Raw genomic sequence first — 20,711 nt, 5'->3', positions numbered from 1 at the left:
TGGGGAAGCCCTCTTAATATTTTGGGTGCAATACCGGTTACCGCGTGGGTCCCCCGGTTCCCAAGCGAAGTCGAGAAACAGGCGGGATGTATCGAGGTAAGCAGAGAAAAGCGATTCTCTCTCCGCCTCCACAATCCATCCGGGTTCTCGACAATCTCGTCGAATTCCTTCGACAAAAAGGTCGACATTTCGGGAACACCCCCAAAAACCTCTGAACGCCCGTTTCCCCTTATTGCATAATAAACAAGGTGATAGAGAATCAATTTATTTATGGCACGAATGTTGAAGTGATAGCTGCTGAAAGTCACTAAATCATAAACGTTTCGAACCAAAAAGGAGGTTATGCACATGAAACGAATCATCAGCACAACAGGAATCACGGCATTGGTAATGGCCATCGGATTATTTTTTGCGGTGGACACACAGCTTATGGCGCAGACCGAAAATCCAGACCCCACGCCCAATCCGGCACCCAATCAGGGAACGATTCATCACGGACATAGGTTTGTGGATTTGAATGGCGACGGCATCAACGACAATGCCCCAGACGCCGACGGAGACGGCATTCCCAACGGACAGGACCCGGATTACACCGGCTCCAAAGCCCGAATGGGCCATGGCGCTCGCGGCTTTATCGATGAAAATGGCGATGGCATTAACGACTGGGCACAGGATTTTGACAATGATGGTATTCCGAACGGACAGGACCCCGACTGGGTGCGTCCCATGGATGGTACCGGACGAATGATGGGCGCCAAAGGTCATTTTGGTCATGGAAACCGCGGTAAAATGGGTCACGGCAACGGCATGCAGGCCGGCTTAAATCAAAATGGGACAGGAACGGCCGCAGGCACTTGCGATGGTACCGGCCCCAAAGGCCTCCGGGGACAGCGAGCCCAACACCCATAAAATAGGCCAACTCCTCTGGCTCAAACAGCAAACACGCCTTTTCATAAATAGAAAAGGCGTGTTTATTAATCCTTTTATGAATTGAAAAAATTGCTTATATTAAATTAGATTGAACTTCAAGACTATAGGGAACACAATGAAAAAAATACTTTTAATGGCGGTTATTTTCGGAATATTTCAACTGTCCATTCATCCGGCTTCTGCCCGAACAGGCGTAACGGCATCGTTATACTACAGCTATGATTCCAATGCTTTTCACAATTACCTCGGAATGAGTGATAACATCGGAAAGGGAACCATTTATTTTAACCACGACATTAACCGGGAAGATGAAATTTTTCGGGTCTACTATCAAGGGAATTACTATCAATTCAAAAATTACCGGGACCGCAATTTTCTCTACCATGAGTTTGGATTCGCTTATGCCCGGTCCATTTCCGAACAAAATGCCTACCTTTACAGCGGCATCAAATTTTCAAATCGTTCCAATAAGGAGCTTTACAATTATTATGACTACAATCAATTTCTTGCCTACATAAATATTAAATCGCCGTGGCTGGGGAATCACATCCAGGGGGGATATCGGCTGCGCGAGCGGACGTATAAAAACTTAGCTGGATTTAGCTATTGGGAGCACTATCTTTTTCTTAGATTTAACCGCGCCTTTAAAACCAAAACCAGTTTAACGATAGAATCCAGTTATGGCTACAAAAACTATCTGGCCCGAACCTTTGTTACGACCCTTTATGACAGCACATTTATGGGCGGGCGCAGTGGCCGGATGGGAGGGAGAGGCGTGCGCACCATTGTATCTGTTGAAGACGTACCCTCTGCCAAACTATGGACAAATTCCATTCGGGTGGGACAATCTCTCACATCCACAACGGGATTAAGTGTCCAGGTTCTTTACCGCTATAATTTTGATTCGGAGGCTCGCTATTTGACGGCCGTTCAATCCGGATACACCACGGAAGATGAGTTGTTCGACGACCCCTACAGCTACAAGGGATTGGAATATTCGGCACAAATTACCCAATTGCTTCCCAGGGGAATTCAACTCACGGCCGCATTTACGCGATCCCACAAGTTTTATCCGGGACATCTGGCCCTTGATCTGGACGGAAATCCCACAAATGGACAAGATTATCGCGATGACAAACTGGATTATTTCTATTTTGGATTGGAAAAATCATTTGCAATTGGAAAAATTGTCAAAAGCACAACCTTTTTTAGTGATTATTATTGGATAAATAATCAATCCAATGATGCCTATTACAAATATAAAAGTCAATTATTTATGACGGGATTTTCATTCAATTTTTAATGAAGTGAAATAAGAAGGTGAAAAAAATGAATATCCGCTTGTTTGCGGCTCTTGTTGGTTTCGTGGCTTGGGGAGCAATTTTCCCCCGCATAAGTTATGCTCAAGATAAGCCGTCGAAAATTCATCCTGTCGGATGGATTGACCAGAACCACGACGGGATAAATGACTTATTTCGCGACGCCAACGGGGATGGCATCAACGACGTCACTAAAAAGCCTTATCCCCACACTTTTCGATTTGTGGATGCAAATAAAGACGGCACAAACGATGTGTTTATTGATGCCGATGGTGACGGGGTTAACGATCTGATTGCCGAGCACAAAAACCTGATTCCTGTCATTGATGCCGATCACGACGGGAAAAATGATATTACAGGCCAACCCTATTCCCCGAAAAATTGGGGCGGCGGGAAATACGGCTTTTGGGACGAACAAAAGGGACGGATTCAAATGGGGTTTGTGGATGAAAACGGTGACGGCATTGACGATCGTATGGCAGCCTTTAAAGAACATCGAAAAGAGCTCGGGAAAAATCATCACAAAATGAAGGATCGCTTTATTGACGAAGACGGTGATGGGATTTCCGATATGCGGATGGACCGTATCCGTATACGCATGCGGCACATGGGAAAACACCGGGGCCACCGGCCATAGAGTTTGGTCCAACTTTTTCTGGGGATAAAGAACGTCTCCGCTTTTTTCTTGCGGACGTTTCTTTTTATTTCGTATATTCAAATGGGCAGAGACGAAACGCAAAATGATTGCATAATTTTATGAAAAGGCCGCTGACCACAATTTTCCCGGAATATTTCCCTTCCATTTCCACGTTTCGAAAACTTATTCGTGCGGGCGTCGTGCTTGTTCTTGATGACCGCCCCATCCGCTCCTCTGGAAAAATCAATCGAATGGCCATAAAAACAACCGATGGAAAACGCTATTTGACCGTGCCCATTTTTCTTCCGAAAGGAAAATCGCCCGCTATTCGGAATCTTCAGATCGATCCCACCCGCGCCTGGCATAAAAAGCATCATAAGAGCCTTCTTGTAAACTACAAAAATGCGCCCTATTTTGAGCACTACTGGCCGGTCGTGGAACCCCTTTTTGGCCGCGATTATTCCAGTTACATGGAGCTTTTTCACGAGGTACTCTCTTCCCTGCTGTCTATTTTAAAAATCGCCCCCAAATTTGTGTACAGCTCACATTTGCGACCAAACGGCTCGCGGGAGGAGCAAATCCTTGCCCTTTTGCAACAGGAATCGTGCTCCGGCTATCTTATCGAGGCGGATTCGGAATCCTATTTTGATGGTTCTATTCTTACAAAAAACGGCTATTCGTGTGAAAAGATTCCGATGGAACAATCACCCTATCTTCAACAGTTTCGGAACTTTGAACCCAATCTTTCGGTTTTTGATCTTCTCATGAATGTGGGACCGGAAACAAAATCTTTTTTGTTAGGAACGTAATTTGGACAGGATTTACAGGATGGCAGAATTATTTTAAAGGGTTTTAATACGATTTCTCCCGTCTATCCTGTCTAACTAAAAATTATTTCGCTTATGAAAAAACAACCCTATTTCGATATCAGTGTCGGGCTTTCGCCCAATCTGGTGGTTTGGCCGGGGGATGCCCCGGTTCAGCTTACCAAACAGGCTTCCCTTGCGTCGGGGGACGGATTTGAAATGTCCCGCCTTGCCCTGTCCACCCATGCGGGCACGCATGTGGATCCGCCCCTCCACTTTGTGCCGGGAGGGGCAACAGTGGACCAGTTGGATCTCAGAAAATGCCTGGGACCGGTGCTGATAGCGGCCCTTCCCGGGCGGACCTTGATTCACAAAAGGGACATTGCATCCTACGATTGGTCTCGTTTTCATCGGGTGCTCTTCAAAACAAAAAACTCTTCCTTTAACTGGACCGGAACCTTTCAAAGGGATTTCACCTCGCTTTCCGAGGATGCAGCGGAATTTCTTCTTGAAAAAAATGTGCAGCTCGTTGGAATCGACTACCTTTCGATAGAGGCCGAAAATAACCCGGATTTTCCTGTTCACCATAAATTGTTGGAAAACGGCGTCATCATTCTGGAGGGAATCACCCTTTCTGCGGTCCCGCCGGGAGTTTACGATTTGGTCTGTTTACCCCTGAGGGTTGAAAAAGGGGACGGCGCTCCTGCACGGGCGCTTTTGTTTCCAATTCAGGAATGAACCATTAAATGAGGATGTCAAATGACTTCGGGAATTCTCGAAAAAAGCTACTGGCAGGAGACAGCCCCGCTGGACACACTGCATTCACACGAAGCCTTGCCCGGGCAAAGCGACGTAGTCATTATCGGGGGAGGAATTACGGGGCTCTCCACGGCTTACTGGCTGCAACGAACCGGCATCCGGTTTGTGGTACTGGACAAAAATATCATGGGGTACGGAGCATCCAGCCGAAATGCGGGGCTGTTGCTTGCCGGAACCGCCGAGCACTTTGCCCGGTTGGTCGCTGCCGTTAGTCTTCCGGAAGCCAAAATTCTGTGGGATTTTTCCATCAAGAACAACACATTACTCGAAGATTTTATTCACACACATAAAATCGACTGTGATTTTCGGAAGGAGGGCTCTCTCGCCATCGCGTCTTCGGAAGCTGAAGCCAACGAAATTCGGGAATCGGTTCAACTGCTTCAGGAAAACGGCTACGGCAGTGAGTGGCTCACCCAGAGCGATCTGCGGAAGCTTTTTAAATTGCCCCTTCCGGAAAACTTTCTGGGCGCCCGATTTTACAAAGAAGACGCCACCTTTCACCCGGGCAGGTTCCTTTTCGGTTTGGGAAAACAAATCCTGCAAAAAAACGGAAAACTGTACCCCCGGACTGAGGTGATTTCTATTTCAGAAACCGGTGATGATGTGACGATTGAAACGTCTGCCGGAACCCTTACCTGTCACATGGTGGTTCTGGCAACAAACGGATACGCATCGCTGGTGTACCCCTATTTCCAGAAAAAGATTGAACCGGTACGGGGTCAGATTATTGCCACCGCTCCAACCGATCGAAGATTACCCCCTATGGCCATGCTCACGAACTTCGGTTATGAATATTGGCAGCAAACACCCGACGGACGGTTAATGCTGGGCGGTATGCGCTGGAGTGCCGAAGATGCCGATGTGGGAAAACTGGACGAAACGCCCGATCCGAATCTCCGGAAAAATCTGGAGAATTTTATGGATTCCACCTTTACGGGTCTGGGGCCGTTGACCGTTACGCACAATTGGGCGGGTATTATGGGATTTTCAATCGACGGCCTTCCGATTATCGGGAAATTGCCGGGGCGGAATACCCTTCTTACAGCCGGGGGATACACGGGTCACGGGATGTCGTTTGGATTTTTAAGCGGCAAAATTCTGGCGGATATCATTCAAACGGGCAAAACCGGAGAGTCCATTCAGCTGTTTTCTCCCGGGCGGTTTCTGATTTAAAAGAAACGCATCGTCCGATTCGTTTCTTTTTCTGAAAAAATGGTGCACCTGAATTGGGGCTTAGCAGGCACCTTGTAACCTTTTCCAATTTTTTTTGAATGGGCATTCCTTTTGGATATTGAAAACTTGATTCAACAATTTTAAATGGGTTGTGACCAGAGGTAGGAAATGGACATTTATTCTATTGGTTTAATCGGACCGGGACGTTTGGGGAAAGCCCTTTTGCGTGCTCTCCATCAGGCAGGTCAAAGCGTAACATTGGTTGTGGGTCGAACTCAGGAGTCCCTGAAGAGCCTTCAAAAAGAGTTCCCCGATTCCCATTTTACGACCGATTTTCGGAACTGGCCGCCGGTAGATATTCTTCTGGTAACGGTACCCGACGATTCGATTGAACGGGTAACGGATCAACTCGCCGCCTCACCGGTTAATTTGCGGTCGGTGATTGTCGCCCACACGTCCGGGGCAAAATCATCGGAAGTTCTGGCCCCCCTGCGAGAAAAGGGCGCGCTGCTCGCCTCCATTCACCCGGCACAATCCTTTGCAGGGACACCGGATGATGCCCAAAAATTTCGCGGCTGCACCTTTGCCATTGAAGGCGATTCCCAGGCCGCGATTGTTCTGGCCGACCTGGCCACGGCTCTGGGGGGTATTCCCTTCAAAATTCCCACGCAAGCCAAACCCCTGTACCACCTGGCTTGCGTTATGGTTTCCAACTACTCCACGGCACTCATGGACTCCGGCCTCGCTATTCTTGAGCAAATCGGCATTTCCCGCCCCAAGGGGAAAACCATTCTCCTGCCGCTTTTTCAAACGGCCGCCCAAAATCTGGACGGTGCCAACCCCGAAGACATCCTCACCGGACCCATTGCCCGCGGCGACGTTGAAACTGTAAGAAACCACCTGGAAAATCTAAAGAATAAAAATCCTCAACGCCTTCCCGTGTACATTTCTCTGGGACGCGAAACCCTGAATCTGGCACAAAAGCTGGCTCCCAATTTGTCGCAAAAATTCCAGGCCATCGAAAATCTATTTGAGAGCTATGAAAAATAACCGGATATACACGAAACACTTGCATTTCGCCCATGCCATTATTAATTTGTTTATGAACAGATTTTGCATGGGTTTATTGAATGTGAAAAGACACAGAAAATAATTATGCCCATTCATGACACCTGAAGACATCGCATTTGCAGCAGATATGATGGTGGGACGGTTGGCCCGTTGGCTCCGGATTTTGGGGTACGACACACTCTACAATCCTGAAAAGTCCGTGCAGGAATGGATTCCCACGGTACTCGCAGACGATCGCATTCTTCTAACACGAAACCGAAAAATTGCCGGTCAATTACCCGCGGAAAATTACTATTTTGTGGCACCTAACGACCCCCGGGAACAAGTACGGGACGTCTTGGAAAAATTTCAGCTGGACACGGAACATTTTGTGTTTCGATTGTGTGTACCCTGTAATGTCCCCGTTGTCTCAATTGCAAAAGAGGCGGTTTTCGGGCAGGTTCCCCCGCTGGTTTTTGAAACACACCATGAATTCTGGCAATGCCCTGCCTGCGGTAAAATCTACTGGAGGGGGAGCCATTTACAACGCGTGGGGGAATTCATCAAGAAAATACGGGGAAGCAACGCCAGGTTTTAGGCAGATACACAAAACGTTAAACGGGAGACTTTCATGGCCACCTCCAGGGAAATTCAGGAAGAAAGAAAAAAACTGCGCCGCCTGCGATTGATTGTCGACCTGACCCTTCAGCTTTTGTACCAGGAAGACATGAGCGTTCCGGAAATGCTGGAATTAGTGGAAGCGACCAAAAAGCAGGTTTTAACCCTGTTCCCGGGGAAGGAATTTCAGTTTGAACTGATTTACCGCCCGCGATTCAACCGGGTGATTCAAGAACGATTGCAATCAAATTAAGAGGGAAAAATGGCTGACGAACGGATTGTTTACACCACGGTCCACTCCAAGAAGGACGGCGAGCGCATAGCCCGCCGCCTGGTAGAAAAACGGCTGGCTGCGTGCGTGAATATCATCCCGCACGTGGAATCCATTTACCGGTGGGAAAACGAAATTAAGACCGAAGTGGAATTCTTGCTTGTGATTAAAACCGTCCATTCGCAATTGGAAAGTGTTATCGACAGGATCAAAAAACTGCATCCGTACGAGCTTCCCGAGATCATCGCTCTGCCGATTGTTGACGGATCGCACGAGTATCTGGAATGGCTTCACGGAGAAACCACCCCGGCCTGAACACGGTGTGGAATTGTGAAAACCGGCTCGCCGAACAGCCGTTTAAGAGGCCGATTCCCGGATCGACTCACAAACCGTAACGGAACAGCTGCTGTCGTTTTCTGTCGTCTTCTTTTTAAATCGTACTGTGAGTTTCCTTTAGCACGTGACTGTTTTAATGAAACTTTTAGCGTAATAAATTGTAATAAATAGAGAACTTAAATCGGGTTAATTAAAAATCGCATAAATTAGGCCCGGCATTTACAAACACATGCAAAAATAGGGTTGAAAAATAGGTTGGTCTTGGAGCTTAAAGTCGCTGCAAAGAAATATCTTTCAAAAAATAAAATTATTCCTTTTATTTTACTCTCACTTGCGTTTCACCTTTTCCTGCTTTGGATTTACGGCGTAACGGTTCATTTTCAGTGGTTTCCCATTCAAACCAAACAGGAAGCCCTGAAGAAAAACAGGGAAATCCAATTCGAGTTTGTGGAAACGCCCAAGGCTGCCCCAAAAAAGCCCAAGACGGCGCGTTTCTATTCCGACAAAAATTCGGAGGCAGCCAATCCCAAAAAATTGGGTAAAAAGGGACCGCTCCCGTCTTCGCGTGGGACGATTCCCAACCCTGAGATGTCTCAACTGGCGGCCGCTCCCGAAAAGCCGTCTGTAGTTAAAAAGCCCAAAGCGGAAGCTGAAAAAAAATCTGTGGAGAAGGTATTGAAACGGGAAGAATCTCCCCTCTTTTCTTCCCGCCAGCAAACCTACGAGACGTTCAGCCCCGACAAATTAACCGGACGGCGGTCCCGTCCCATGACCTCGCCGTCAAATCTCTCTTACGAAAATGCCGAATTTAATGTGGATAAATTAGGGGGACTGGCATTTAATACCTACGACTGGGATTTCGCCCCGTACATGATCTATCTTAAGAAACGAATCCAGCAGCACATTTTCCCACCACCCGCGTTTACAAAATTGGGCCTGATCCAGGGTCACACGCTGCTGCGTTTTCGGATCTACCCGGACGGACATCTGGACAAGGTTCAGTTGGTTCGTTACGAAGGACATAAAACCCTGATGGAAACAAGCGTTAATGCCGTTGAAATTTCAGCGCCGTTTAAACCCCTGCCCCGGGATTTTCCAAAGGACTATCTGGAAATAACCGGCTCATTCTGGTATATTGTTAAAAAATAGGAGATTCCATTGAACGCATTCGAACAATCCTGGCAGTTTTTTCAAAAAGGCGGAATTATGATGATTCCCCTGGCCATTGCCTCTGTCTGGGCTCTGGCTATTATTTTGGAACGCCTGCTTCACCTGCGCCGGCGAAAAATCATGTTACCGCAAATTTCCAATACGATTGAATCGCTAAAAGAAGCCGGGGATATTCCGCTGGCTATCTCTCTTTGCCAAAAATACTCCGGGCCGTTTGCCAATCTGACCCGTCTCACGCTCGAGCAGCGCCATCTCTCAAAAGAGGACCTAAAGGAAGTGATTGAAGAACAGGGACGACAGGAGGTTCACGCCCTGCAGAGCGGCCTGGGTGCCCTTGAAACCATCGCCGGCGTTTCACCGCTCCTGGGACTTCTGGGTACCGTCATCGGTATGATTAAGGTTTTTAACGTGATTTCAAAGGTCGGGGTTGGCCAGGCCAGCGCGTTGTCGGCCGGAATTTCCGAGGCTCTTATCACGACGGTTTTTGGCCTTTCCATCGGTGTAACCGCCTTAATTTTTTATAATTATTTTTACCACAAGGCCGAAGATATCGTTCTGGAAATTGAAAAATACACAGGGGAACTGGTGAGAAAAATTGTGGCTATTGAAAAGAAAATCACTGCGGACGCAGCAGAGTTTTAAGCCCGGACTCGGAACGATTTAAATGAAAAATGCGTCCGCTCTAAAAAGCCTTTGCCCACTCATGTCATAAATTGATTTTATTGAAATTAAATTGGCAGGATTCGTGATTTTTAGAGTGAACTCACAAATGAATTTTATTAAAACAGCCGTTCTATAAATTAGGATAACAAACGATGCACATTGCCCTGCAGACGCGAAAAAAGCTGTCGCTTAACATCACATCGCTGATCGATGTCTTATTTATTCTTTTGATCTTCTTTATGGTGACGTCCACCTTTCAGGAACAGCCTGGAATGAAATTGGACCTCCCTGCCGCCAAAACATCCGTGGTAGAAAAGGTACAAAAGCTGACGATTTTTATTGATGCCCGGCAGCAAATTTTCCTCAATGACAAACCCTACGCCATTGACCGTCTGGAAACCGCGCTCAAAAAGCAGGTGACAGAGAGCCACCCGAGCACGCTCGTTCTGAAAGCCGACAAGACGGTGCCCCACGGTTTGGTGGTAGAGGTCATGGACCTGGTCAAACAGGCGGGAATTAAGAAATTGGTTATTGCAACGGAAGTCCAATTACCGGCGCAAAAATAGGGGTGGGTTCAAAAGACCAGGCGATATTTTCAAAAAGATTGTCTTCTCCAAAAAAACCGTAGAACCAAAATTAAAAAAGGTCGCGAGGTACAGGATCACATCCTGTTACTCCTGTCTAAAGAGGACTGGAAGGTTGGCCTCACAAATGGGCATACACCCACAGGCTACCCAACCCGGAGGGTGAAAAGTGATCCGCATTTTCCGCCAGATAGTTTTGCAGAATTCCGCGCGTATCCGCAACCGGCACCAATGAATCGTATTCCCCCGCATCAGCGGCCCTTTTCGCCTTTTCCCGAAGATCCTCAACGGACAGAGAAGAGTCAGCCAAAAACACCAGCTCCGGTTTGGTCGTTTCGGCATTGCGAATCATGCCGATAACCCGCAAATCCCGGATATCTTTAGACGAAAGACCCAGTTCTTCCCGCAGCTCCTCCCGTATCCCCAGGCAGGGATCCGGTAACCCGTTTACCGTATGCCGGCCGGGTTCAATGTGCCCGCCAAACACATCCAGCATCCCCGGATATTCGCCGACCTGCTCACTCCGCTTCATCAGGACAATCGTACCGTCACCGGTGCGAACCACCGCGCTAATTCCAAGCCCCTGATTCACGAATTGCCTGGCGTAATCGTGCAGAATTTCCTGTCGATGAAAATTGCTGTACATGAAGGCCCGGTAATCCGAAGGGCGAAGGTTCAGAAAAAGGCGGCTTTCTTCGATCCGAAACGATTCCAGCTCCGCCAACGGCCCGTTAAACAGATGGGCGGCGGGATGCTTTTCAAGAAGCTCGTGCCAGAAGGCCTTTTCCGCACGCAGAAGGGCCGCAGGTTTTTGGACGGGCTCCGGCTGCCAATTTACCCGGACGGCAGAACAGGGAAGATTTTTCATCCAGAGGAGATGAAAAATAGTTTGGAAAGGGTTCATTTGGGATCTTGGTTCGATTTTTTTGGACAGGATAAACAGGATTAAATAGGATTGCCTCGCCAGAAATCCTGTCTATCCTGTCTTCCTTAAATTATTTTTTCTTGTTCACAAAGTCACTGATGCGTTGCTTCCAGTCACGGGTAGTTGAAAGATACGCAAAATTGTCGGGACTGAGGGCAGCGTACTGCTGAATGTCTGCCCGCAGTTTTTGATTGAGAATAAGTTTCGTCGCGTAGAGGGCATCGTCCCCGCCCTGGAGGATTTCGTCCAAAACCTCGCGGGATTTTTCCAGCAGAGTGTCTGGAGGCACCACCATATGAACCAAGCCGATGGCGAGGGCTTCTTCCGCCGCCACCATTCTTGCCGTCAGCATAAGCTCCTTGCTTTTCGCCAGACCAATTAATGCCATGACACGAAAGGAACACCCCACCGGCAGAACAGCTCCAATTCGAACCGCCGGGAACCCCGCCTTTGCCTGGCGGCTCATGATCCGAATATCGCATCCGGCTGCCAGTCCCATCCCGCCGCCGAGAGCAAATCCGTTGACGGCCGCGATCGTCGGTTTGGGGAAATTCATGACCGTGTCCATCATTTCATCCACCTTTAACGCGTACCGGCGTGCCTTCTCCGGCGTATCAAAGCGGAGCAAATCTCCAAGATCGGCACCCGTGCAAAATGCCTTTTCTCCGGCGCCGGTTAGAATAACGCCGCGCACAGAGGCATCGTCTTTTAATCGATGAAAGATTTCAATAAGTTCATTCATGGTGTCCCAGCTGAAGGCGTTGTGTTTCTCCGGACGTTTGATCGTCACGCGCGCAACTGAATCCGATTTTTCTACTGAAATATGTTTCACGGGCGATCCTCATTTTAAGGTTATCCACGAGCTAAAAAGGCTGTGTAAAAATACCGCAAATCATATTATTGCCTGAAATCCACGGGCCGGTAATTTTCGTCAATCTAACACGTATTAAATTTTGAACAACCCCACTATTTTCAATCTGTTAATCTTTCGTACCTACGGCACTTAAATTAACGGGGCACCCTATTCACTACAAACATCTCGCACCTAACGGCGCTCCCATATACGGATTGGCTAATCCTAAACTAACAGCAATAAACACAGTCCCGTAGGGACGACATGTTTGTAACCAATAAAAAAGAACTGTTCAAAAGTCCCATAGGGACGATAGGTTAATAACATTCTTGACTGACACCAAGTGCCAATTAGCAGGCGAGGATGCGCTCTTTTTCAAATCCTTCCGTGAGATTACACGCCAGTGGACATATTTCCAATTTCGCTCGCATCGGTCGTCAGCCATGACGTCATAACGCAAATTGTCTTCATTTTTACACAGCCTCTGAAGCTCGTGACAATTCGGCTTAAGTTAACGCCAATGACCTACTGGCATGAGCAGAGTGTGTTATTTTGTTTCTTTCAAAATTATCTTGCGAACACACGGAGATTAGAAAAACACACCCCTAAATCCCCTCTTTTTAGAGGGGACTTCCACGGCCTTTATCTTGGGTTGTTCTCAATAAACCGGTGTAAAAGTTGTTTATATGCCTTATTCTGATGACCCCTAATCCGTTAGGACTGAATTTAAGATAATCGGCTATTGGCAATTGGCCGGACGTAAGCAAAAATTTTACTTTTAACAGATTAACAGGAAAGGGAGGCAGCGGCCTCCCTTAATTTAATCTTACCTACTCCATGGCTTCCGTCGTTTTCCGCAGCTCTAACGAATGCTGATAGAATTCCGGAAGGGTCAACTGCTTCAGAAATGTAAGCCCTCGGGTGGCGCGAAGCCGGGGATGCGGATTTTCATAAAAGAACTCATCTCCAAGAAGAGTTTTGACATTCTCATACTGCTCGACCATAATATTCTGGGCCAGTCGGTAAAACGGTCCGTCATATTCGTAGCTGGGAAAAGAGGCCGACCGCTGGGAACCAAAACAGGTCATGAACGACTTTTCGAGAATGGCCATGGAATTCAACGAAACAGGCACGTAAATATTGGCCTCCGAGGGATGAAATCGGTACCACACATTTCGGTACCCCCAAATTCGGATATCCTTTTCGCCGGTTTTTTCTTCGTAAATTTTCAGAGCTTCTGAAATTGCCTGCATCACCTTGTAATGGGTATCCGGGCCGCTTCCCTCCGGGTCAAGCGCAACTGTGACCACATTCGGATGAATATCCTGCATAATTTTTAGAATGGGCAAAACATCCCTTTGAATTTTGGGATCCTCCGTAAAAATATCCCCCTTGTAAAAGCCGAGACGCAGGTGTTTTACGGACGACGAGTTAAACCCAAAATATCCCCAGAGGACATCTGCCTCCCATTCGCGGATCATTCCCTTCAGCTGCTGCACGTGGGGCACGTCCTTCTTGCCGGGATATTGCGTCCGGAAGTAATTAATCAGTTCCCGCGTCCGTTCTTTTAAATTGGGAAGGCTGTCTTCTTCAAATAGGTACACCATATTCCGAAGAAGACGGCGGGTTTCGGCCTCCTCTTTTCGGGTTCGGCTGTGGGCAGCCAATCCATCCAGATAAAGATAGATATCCTCATTTTTAGCGTTTTCGTTATTCGGATCGAAATACCCCTGTTCCTTTAATTCCCGAAAATGAGGGGATTCAATATGCTTCAACAGCTTTTCCATCAGTTCCAAAACGTAGGCGTTTGTAACTGCCGTGAACCCGCTGGTCATATAATTAAAAAAGTGCTTATTCTTTGGCGTGCGAACCAGATGCACAATGTACGACAGATATCCGAGCATGATATCGTCGTGGTGGGGCGCCGTATGCATGAAGGTTTTGCCCTCGGGGGTTTCCAACCCGGCCTCAATTTTTTTGATCAGGTTTTCTTCCACCCTCTTTGCCAGTGTTTTGGGATCCTGCCCGGTTTTCTTCAAAACCTCCGCCGAGGACCGAATACTCGTGAAATCGCTTCGCACCAAATCGCGCAGGCGCTTCTTTTTGTACAGGGCAAGGTCAATAATGATCTGTTCAATCTTCTCCTCGGGCAGGGTTTCCGCTTTGAGGACATCCTCAAATCGGCGCTCCTGCAAAAGCTTTGCCGCCCCCTGGGTCACAAAGAAACGGGCATTCGGAAGTTCCTGAAGCACCGTGGCCGGATAGAGATTGTTTTTCTCATGCTGAATGGCATCGGCAATCACGCGGGCTTTTGCCTCACCTGCTGCAATGATAATGGCCACAGCATCCTTATTGTACGTAATGGTGGAAAGTCCGATGGTGATCACCAGACGGTTTCGGGCCACCTCAATCCCGCCCAAATCGGTCGCAGCCGCGGCCTGGGTTTCGTAATTGGTCGTGGTTAACCGGGTGGTCGAGTAATGATCCGATCCCCTGACATTAAAGGCAATGTGCCCGTCCGGGCCAATCCCACCGAGGAAAAATCCAATTCCGCCAAGAGAGCGGATGGAATCTTCGTAATTTGTGCAGAACTGATCGACCGCATCGATTACCCGTTTTTGCAGTCTTTCCTGCGTGTTCATCGCCTGGCGCGTACGTAAGCTGATGTCCACCACGTTGTCCGGGAAAATGTCCTCAATCTCTTTTCCTTCCGGAATTCCGATTTTTGAGGTATCGATTAAAAGCGCTTTTTCCGGATCAAGACCAAATCCCTTAATGTAAAATTTATTCACATAATAGAAAAAACTGTTGTGCTGATGCGGATTAATGGGATAGAATTCGTCGATCTGGACAAAATAAAGGCTCTTCATATCCGGATAAACCGCCGGATCGACCCCATTTTCCGCCAAATCTTTCTGAACGTCCGGCAGCTGCCAATTGGTCAGATAGTGTGTGACCCATTTGATAAAATGTTCCGGCGTTTTCCCCGTAGGCAAAGAAACCACACCGCCAGGGTTGTTCTGGACCCATTCCAGAAATCGAAGGGCGGTTAACTTTCCAAGAGTCGGGAAATTGCTTACTTCAACAACGGGAATCTTTTCAACCGGTGAATACATCAACCGACGACCCGATCGTTCCAAAAAAAGTGCTTCAACCTTCGATTGAAGGTGTGGTTTAACCGTTTTTTTACGTGGCATGTGAATCGCTTTGAACCTCCGACTAGTTGAATAAGATACATTCGCAATAACTTGGGCCTGTCCCTGACACTAAATTACAAAGAGGCCAAGGTTATAAAACCCTATTTCTGATGAAAGGGCTTTTTGTACGGGAAGAAGGGCGGGACGCGTTTTTTATACTCCTTGTAAGCCTCCCCGAATTTTTCAACGGCCTCTTTCTCTTCTTTAAAATAAGCAAACCAGATAAGATAAAGGCTCCCCAACGGAGCCGAAATAAAGGTAAAACCTCTGGAATTCAAGAGGAATCCCACGCCAAAAAGAATACACATAAAACTGCTGAACATGGGGTGCCGGACGTAAGCGAAAATTCCCTGCGTCACCATTCGGTCCGTCGTGCCCCGCGGCAGGTCTTGGGAAGCACGTCCGTACAGCGTCAATTGCCGACCGGAAACGGAGGCGACCCCAAACCCAATCACCATCAAAATCAGACCAACTCCCCAGTGGCAAACTGATCCGCAAAGTGCGGACCAACCCAGGAGTTTATCCGCTGCAAAAGCGATTGCAAATAAACCCGCCAGTCCAATCACCAAATTTCGAGATTTTCGTTTGAAATCATCTGCAAGTTTCACAAAATCCTCCTTCTCATCATTGGCATAAAAATATTCTTTTTTTGGTTGAAATGCAAGGAAAAAACGGAATAGTGCTTGTTCAAAAAAACACTTGATTTCTATCCAAAAAATTGTAGTTTTTTAGTTTAAGTTGGTACGTTTTGACCCGTAATCTGTGGAGGTTTTTCATGCTTAATTATATCTGGTTATTTCTGGTCGCCGTGTCTATTATCATCGGCGGTATTAACGGCCGCATCCAGGAGGTCACACAAGCCGCATTCAACATGGCCAAAGTGTCCGTGGATATTTCATTCGCCCTGATTGGAATTATGGCCTTTTGGCTGGGCATCATGAAAATTGCCCAGGAAGGCGGTCTGGTACGGATGCTGGCCCGATTACTCAAACCTATTATGACACGGCTCTTCCCGGACGTTCCTCCGGAACATCCGGCCATGGGCGCCATGATCCTCAACATCAGCGCCAATTGGCTGGGCCTGAGCAATGCAGCCACTCCGCTGGGGCTGAAAGCGATGGAGGAACTCCAAAAAATCAATCCCAAAAAGGACACAGCCACAAATGCCATGGTTCTTTTTCTGGGAGTCAATACCGCCAGCATTACGCTGATTCCTGCTACCATGATCGCCGTACGAATTCAAATGGGATCGAAAAATCCGTGGGAAATTATCGGCACAACCATTTTCGCTTCAACCATGGCTACGATTACGGCTATTATTGCCTCGAAGGTTTATGAAAAGCTGCCCTTCTTCCGGATGAAGGCCGAGCCGGAGCTCGCCGAAACAACCGACTCACATGCCTCTGAACCCGAATCACCGAATAACGAATCGTAAGGAGACAACCATGGGAGCACTATTTCGGGAATTTATTACCCTTCTTTCGAATTGGGCTATTCCGGTTCTGCTATTTTTTATTCCGGTCATTGCCTTCATCAAGAAAGTAAATGTTTACGAAGTCTTTGTGGACGGTGCCAAAGAAGGGTTTGACGTGGCCATTATGATTATCCCTTATCTCGTGGCCATACTGGTATCCATCGGAATGTTTCGGGCGTCGGGAGCAATGGATTTATTCGTAAAACTCATGTCTCCCGTTACAAACCTAATCGGGTTTCCGGCAGAGGTTCTGCCAGCGGCCCTCATGCGCCCTCTCTCCGGCAGCGGCACACTGGGACTTGTCACGGAACTGCTAAAAACCCACGGGCCCGATTCCTTCATTGGCCGCCTGGCCTCTACCATCTACGGCTCCACGGAAACCACATTTTATGTGATCGCCGTGTACTTTGGGGCCGTGGGAATCAAGAAAACCCGGCACGCTGTTCTGGCCGGGTTGACCGCTGATGCAGTGGGTATTCTGGCAGCCCTCTTTATTTGTCGATTGGTGTTTGGGCCGTAATGTTTTTTAGATGAACTTTTTTAAGAATGGGAGAATAAATACCATTCTCAGTTTATCCCGGATATATTTGGGGGTATTGAATTTCTTTAGAATCATTAAATAACTGTCGATGACCGGTTGAATGTCTCGCAGGGATTTGGGCAGTAATTCCAGATTGATAATGCCGGCGTACCGGTCCTTCTGAAGACGCACCAAGAGCTCCTCAACCGGCAAAACGCCCCCCTGCCCGAATGGCATGTGAAGATCCTCCGTTTTGGAGCAATCCGAAAGGTGAATTACGCGAATATCCTGTTTGAATTCCTCGTACAGCTCCAGCCAGTCCGGCCGGCTCAAAAAGGCGTGGGGTCCGTCAAAGCACATCCCCCAGAGCTTTTCTCCCATTGCTTGTTTGGCTTCCTCATAAAAGGGACGAAACTCGAATCCTTTAACCTCGGGAATATTTTCGATAATGACGGGTGGTTCCAGGCGTTTTAAATTTTCAAAAAGAAAGTCTCTGGAAACGGGTCCTTCCACTTTTTGAACATGATTTTCCGGCGGATGGCTCAGGCAATACTGTAAATCGAGTTCCTGCCAGTGGGCATTTACATTTTCAATCAACCGGTTAATGCGGTCTTTCGCTGCCACGCATGAAAAATCATAGCCATCTTGTTCAACGATGGGCAGATGCAACCCCAGTTTTGTTTGCCTTTTCACGCGCAGCACCGATTCCAGATCTTCAAAAATGGACTCCGTTGTTTCGGCAAAACGCACTCCCACAACCCGAACAAAATTCAACAAAATCGACGGTTCAATTCCCCGATATTTTTCAATGGTTAATCCGACTAACATAAAATAGAGTTCCTGTTCTCTGAATGATTCACTGTAGTTTTTTTAAAACCCCTTTTACCAGTTCATTACACACTTCAAACGCCTAAAAATCTTCATCCCACACGATGGGATGCGGCAGGCTGTGAACAAAGCCAAAATCCCGATGGGCAAATGTATCGTGTTTCCAGAACTCATCATCCTGCTCAGGATAATCGGTTGTGTAGTGGAGTCCGCGGCTTTCGCGCCGGTACAGTGCCGATCCGATAATCAAACGGGCCACAGTTACCAGATTGCGCAGTTCAACCAGCTTTTCAGACACCTTGGTCCGCTTGTAAAAATCCTCAATTTCACTGGCAAGCAGTCCCATCCGCCGGGCAGCCCGTTCCAACCGCAAATTGGAACGAACGATACCCACATAATCCCACATAACGGTTTGAATTTCCACCCGGTCGTGCGAAATCAAAACCCACTCATCCGAATTCACCGTCCCTTCTTCGGCCCATTCCGGAAGACCCGGTGGAATCTCCACAACATCCAGGTGTTTGGCGGCATCCAAATAGGCCTCGTGTGAAAAAACCAACCCCTCCAACAGGGAATTGGATGCCAGACGATTGGCCCCGTGTACCCCGGTGCAAGCCACCTCCCCCGCGGCGTAGAGTCCCGAGATGGACGTACGAGCCTTCAGGTCCGTGACCACGCCGCCACACATGTAGTGTGCAGCCGGTACAACGGGAATACGCTCCTTTGTAATATCCAATCCAAGCGATGCACAGTACGCGTAAATATTCGGAAAGTGCTCTTTTACCTTTTCAGAATTCAGATGGGTTACATCCAAAAAGACGTGAGGATCGCCGCTTTTCTTCAGCTCCGCATCGATTGCCCGGGCCACAATATCCCGGGGCGCCAGATCTTTTAACGGGTGGTAACGCTCCATAAAGGCCTCACCCCGGCTATTCCGTAAAATACCGCCAAACCCGCGCACGGCCTCGGAGATGAGAAAATAGTTGGCTCCCGGATAATGCAGGGCTGTGGGATGAAACTGCATAAATTCCAGATTGGCAATCCAGGCTCCGGCCCGGTAGGCCATACCGATTCCGTCGCCGGTGGCAATGGAGGGATTTGTGGTATGAAGGTAAACATGGCCGGTTCCGCCCGTTGCAAGCAGCACGATTTTAGCCAGAAATACATCTACGCGATTTTTATCCACATTTAAAACGTACGCCCCCCAGGTGTGGGGAATTTTAGCCGCGCGCTCCGCACGGAGACCCAAGTGATGCTCGGTAAGAATTTCAAGGGCCACATGGTCTTCGTAAATATGAATTCTGGGATGGTTCATGACCGCATTGAGCAACGCCCGCTCCACTTCTCTTCCGGTCAGATCGGCCGCATGAACAATCCGGTTTTTGGAGTGCCCGCCTTCCCGCCCGAGATCGAGGGTTCCATTCGCTTTTTGTGAAAACTTTACCCCCCATTCCATCAATTCCTTCAAGCGTTTCGGACCCTTTTTTACAATCAATTCCACGGCATCCCGGTGGCACAGCCCGGCTCCTGCCGCCAGCGTATCCTGAATGTGCAAATCAAAGGAGTCATCCGGACTCACAACCGAAGCAATTCCCCCCTGCGCATAATTTGTGTTCGATTCTGCTTTTTCTTTTTTCGTTATGATGGCTACCGTACCATGCTCGGCGGACTTCAACGCAAAACTGAGCCCTGCAATTCCGCTTCCCACTACCAAAAAATCCGTTTCCCGAATCATTGAAGGCGTCTTTCGTAGAAATTAGGTTTTAATATGTTTAGTTCTACTGTTTTTTTTGAAAAGACAATTTTTTGGAATGAACCCGGCCTTTTGAACCCACCCCCTGACTCCCCCTCCCTGATCTCAGGGAGGGGGCCGGAGGGAGGGTCAGAAATGGACTGATTCTACCCAATACTTGTTAAATGAGACGTTACACCGTGTCCATATAAGAATAAAAAAACAGGCTCTTTCCTTTCACTGTTTCCACTGATGCTTTTTGCCGTACAATAAAAAATACGGACTGGGTCTTGCCATTTTTTTAAAGATTTCTTTTAGTAAGCTCCGCTAAAATAATTCCCATAAAAATTCCAGCAGACCCATATTTTTAATTTAACATAAATTTTTCCAAAAGTGATCCCTTTTTGCAGGAATTTTTTCCATTTCCAATCGAAAGCGAAAGCCGCTCGTCGGTATATTATCACAGTCTCGCTTTGCCCCAAGTGAATCTCTCAAAACTGCTACGTTTATCCTCTTACCAATAGATGGGTCAGCTTAACACGGGGTTAGCCTACTCCCGTTTTCAAGATTTCAACCACTCTTGGTGCACGTCAAACCATCTTCGATTTGAACGTCCTAATTGTGCTATTTGCCTTGGATGCGCCAGCGCCAGCACTCTATATTCTTTCCCACTAATTTCCACAATGTGCTTCTTACCATACGGCTGAAAATCTGATAATCGTCTCCATCTCCCATCGTAATAATTCAAAAACCATTTTATTGGCTGATCTCCCAACAAAATTATATCTTTGGCACCAGATTCTTCT

General features: G+C 47.7%; 21 protein-coding genes. 15 read left to right on the top strand and 6 right to left on the bottom strand.

All coding sequences use genetic code 11. The features are described from left to right. Positions 1–348: 348 nt before the first annotated feature. The 13 genes from GXO76_15555 to GXO76_15495 all read left to right on the top strand — a co-directional run bounded on the left by GXO76_15555 (position 349) and on the right by GXO76_15495 (position 10,358). Positions 349–909, top strand: a complete 561-nt coding sequence (locus GXO76_15555; GenBank protein NOY79268.1) for a hypothetical protein — start codon at positions 349–351, stop codon at positions 907–909. A gap of 136 nt (positions 910–1,045) precedes the next feature. Beyond that, a complete protein-coding gene (locus tag GXO76_15550) occupies positions 1,046–2,233 on the top strand; it encodes a hypothetical protein (protein ID NOY79267.1) in 1,188 nt (395 codons plus the stop codon). 26 nt (positions 2,234–2,259) lie between these two features. Beyond that, positions 2,260–2,886, top strand: coding sequence for a hypothetical protein (locus GXO76_15545; protein NOY79266.1), 627 nt, complete (start codon positions 2,260–2,262; stop codon positions 2,884–2,886). A gap of 119 nt (positions 2,887–3,005) precedes the next feature. Next, positions 3,006–3,695, top strand: coding sequence for a WbqC family protein (locus GXO76_15540; protein ID NOY79265.1), 690 nt, complete (start codon positions 3,006–3,008; stop codon positions 3,693–3,695). A gap of 93 nt (positions 3,696–3,788) precedes the next feature. Beyond that, positions 3,789–4,430 carry a cyclase family protein gene (locus GXO76_15535; protein ID NOY79264.1) on the top strand — a complete coding sequence of 214 codons (642 nt, stop codon included), beginning with the start codon at positions 3,789–3,791 and terminating at the stop codon, positions 4,428–4,430. A 21-nt stretch (positions 4,431–4,451) separates the two neighbouring features. Then, complete coding sequence (locus tag GXO76_15530) at positions 4,452–5,684, top strand: FAD-binding oxidoreductase (protein ID NOY79263.1); 1,233 nt, start codon at positions 4,452–4,454, stop codon at positions 5,682–5,684. A 168-nt stretch (positions 5,685–5,852) separates the two neighbouring features. Further along, the gene (locus GXO76_15525; GenBank protein ID NOY79262.1) at positions 5,853–6,734 is read left to right on the top strand and encodes a DUF2520 domain-containing protein; all 882 of its coding nucleotides are present in this window, start codon (positions 5,853–5,855) and stop codon (positions 6,732–6,734) included. Between the two features lie 115 nt (positions 6,735–6,849). Continuing rightward, positions 6,850–7,332 carry a hypothetical protein gene (locus tag GXO76_15520; GenBank protein ID NOY79261.1) on the top strand — a complete coding sequence of 161 codons (483 nt, stop codon included), beginning with the start codon at positions 6,850–6,852 and terminating at the stop codon, positions 7,330–7,332. A gap of 33 nt (positions 7,333–7,365) precedes the next feature. Continuing rightward, the gene (locus GXO76_15515) at positions 7,366–7,605 is read left to right on the top strand and encodes a hypothetical protein (GenBank protein NOY79260.1); all 240 of its coding nucleotides are present in this window, start codon (positions 7,366–7,368) and stop codon (positions 7,603–7,605) included. A gap of 9 nt (positions 7,606–7,614) precedes the next feature. Then, complete coding sequence (locus GXO76_15510) at positions 7,615–7,938, top strand: divalent-cation tolerance protein CutA (protein ID NOY79259.1); 324 nt, start codon at positions 7,615–7,617, stop codon at positions 7,936–7,938. Between the two features lie 282 nt (positions 7,939–8,220). Further along, positions 8,221–9,108, top strand: a complete 888-nt coding sequence (locus tag GXO76_15505; GenBank protein ID NOY79258.1) for a hypothetical protein — start codon at positions 8,221–8,223, stop codon at positions 9,106–9,108. 9 nt (positions 9,109–9,117) lie between these two features. Continuing rightward, a complete protein-coding gene (locus GXO76_15500) occupies positions 9,118–9,771 on the top strand; it encodes a MotA/TolQ/ExbB proton channel family protein (GenBank protein NOY79257.1) in 654 nt (217 codons plus the stop codon). A 173-nt stretch (positions 9,772–9,944) separates the two neighbouring features. Further along, positions 9,945–10,358, top strand: coding sequence for a biopolymer transporter ExbD (locus GXO76_15495; GenBank protein ID NOY79256.1), 414 nt, complete (start codon positions 9,945–9,947; stop codon positions 10,356–10,358). A gap of 139 nt (positions 10,359–10,497) precedes the next feature. Here the strand turns inward: GXO76_15495 and GXO76_15490 are convergent, their stop codons facing one another. The 4 genes from GXO76_15490 to GXO76_15475 form a co-directional block, all read right to left on the bottom strand. Continuing rightward, positions 10,498–11,280: a hypothetical protein gene (locus GXO76_15490; protein ID NOY79255.1), complete on the bottom strand. Its 783-nt coding sequence runs from the start codon at positions 11,278–11,280 to the stop codon at positions 10,498–10,500. A gap of 91 nt (positions 11,281–11,371) precedes the next feature. Then, positions 11,372–12,133: an enoyl-CoA hydratase/isomerase family protein gene (locus GXO76_15485; protein ID NOY79254.1), complete on the bottom strand. Its 762-nt coding sequence runs from the start codon at positions 12,131–12,133 to the stop codon at positions 11,372–11,374. A gap of 851 nt (positions 12,134–12,984) precedes the next feature. Beyond that, positions 12,985–15,351, bottom strand: coding sequence for a glucosamine-6-phosphate deaminase (locus tag GXO76_15480; GenBank protein ID NOY79253.1), 2,367 nt, complete (start codon positions 15,349–15,351; stop codon positions 12,985–12,987). A gap of 101 nt (positions 15,352–15,452) precedes the next feature. Further along, positions 15,453–15,959 carry an isoprenylcysteine carboxylmethyltransferase family protein gene (locus GXO76_15475; protein ID NOY79252.1) on the bottom strand — a complete coding sequence of 169 codons (507 nt, stop codon included), beginning with the start codon at positions 15,957–15,959 and terminating at the stop codon, positions 15,453–15,455. Positions 15,960–16,126: 167 nt separating this feature from the next. Between GXO76_15475 and GXO76_15470 the strand changes: the two genes are divergently transcribed. Beyond that, on the top strand, positions 16,127–16,786 hold the full coding sequence (locus tag GXO76_15470; GenBank protein NOY79251.1) for a nucleoside recognition protein: 660 nt from the start codon (positions 16,127–16,129) through the stop codon (positions 16,784–16,786). A 10-nt stretch (positions 16,787–16,796) separates the two neighbouring features. Further along, a complete protein-coding gene (locus tag GXO76_15465) occupies positions 16,797–17,345 on the top strand; it encodes a spore maturation protein (protein NOY79250.1) in 549 nt (182 codons plus the stop codon). A gap of 6 nt (positions 17,346–17,351) precedes the next feature. Here GXO76_15465 and GXO76_15460 read toward each other — a convergent pair whose 3' ends face one another. Together GXO76_15460 and nadB are read right to left on the bottom strand one after the other, a co-directional pair. Further along, entirely contained in the window at positions 17,352–18,173 is an 822-nt protein-coding gene (locus GXO76_15460; protein NOY79249.1) for a hypothetical protein, read from the bottom strand. A gap of 82 nt (positions 18,174–18,255) precedes the next feature. Next, positions 18,256–19,908 carry an L-aspartate oxidase gene (gene nadB, locus GXO76_15455; GenBank protein ID NOY79248.1) on the bottom strand — a complete coding sequence of 551 codons (1,653 nt, stop codon included), beginning with the start codon at positions 19,906–19,908 and terminating at the stop codon, positions 18,256–18,258. Positions 19,909–20,711 lie beyond the last annotated feature (803 nt).

It is taken from the genome of Calditrichota bacterium (assembly GCA_013151735.1).
Taxonomy (GTDB): domain Bacteria; phylum Zhuqueibacterota; class JdFR-76; order JdFR-76; family BMS3Abin05; genus BMS3Abin05.
Note: the sequence above shows the minus strand (reverse complement) of the source record. Positions and strands in the feature narration are given on the sequence as shown.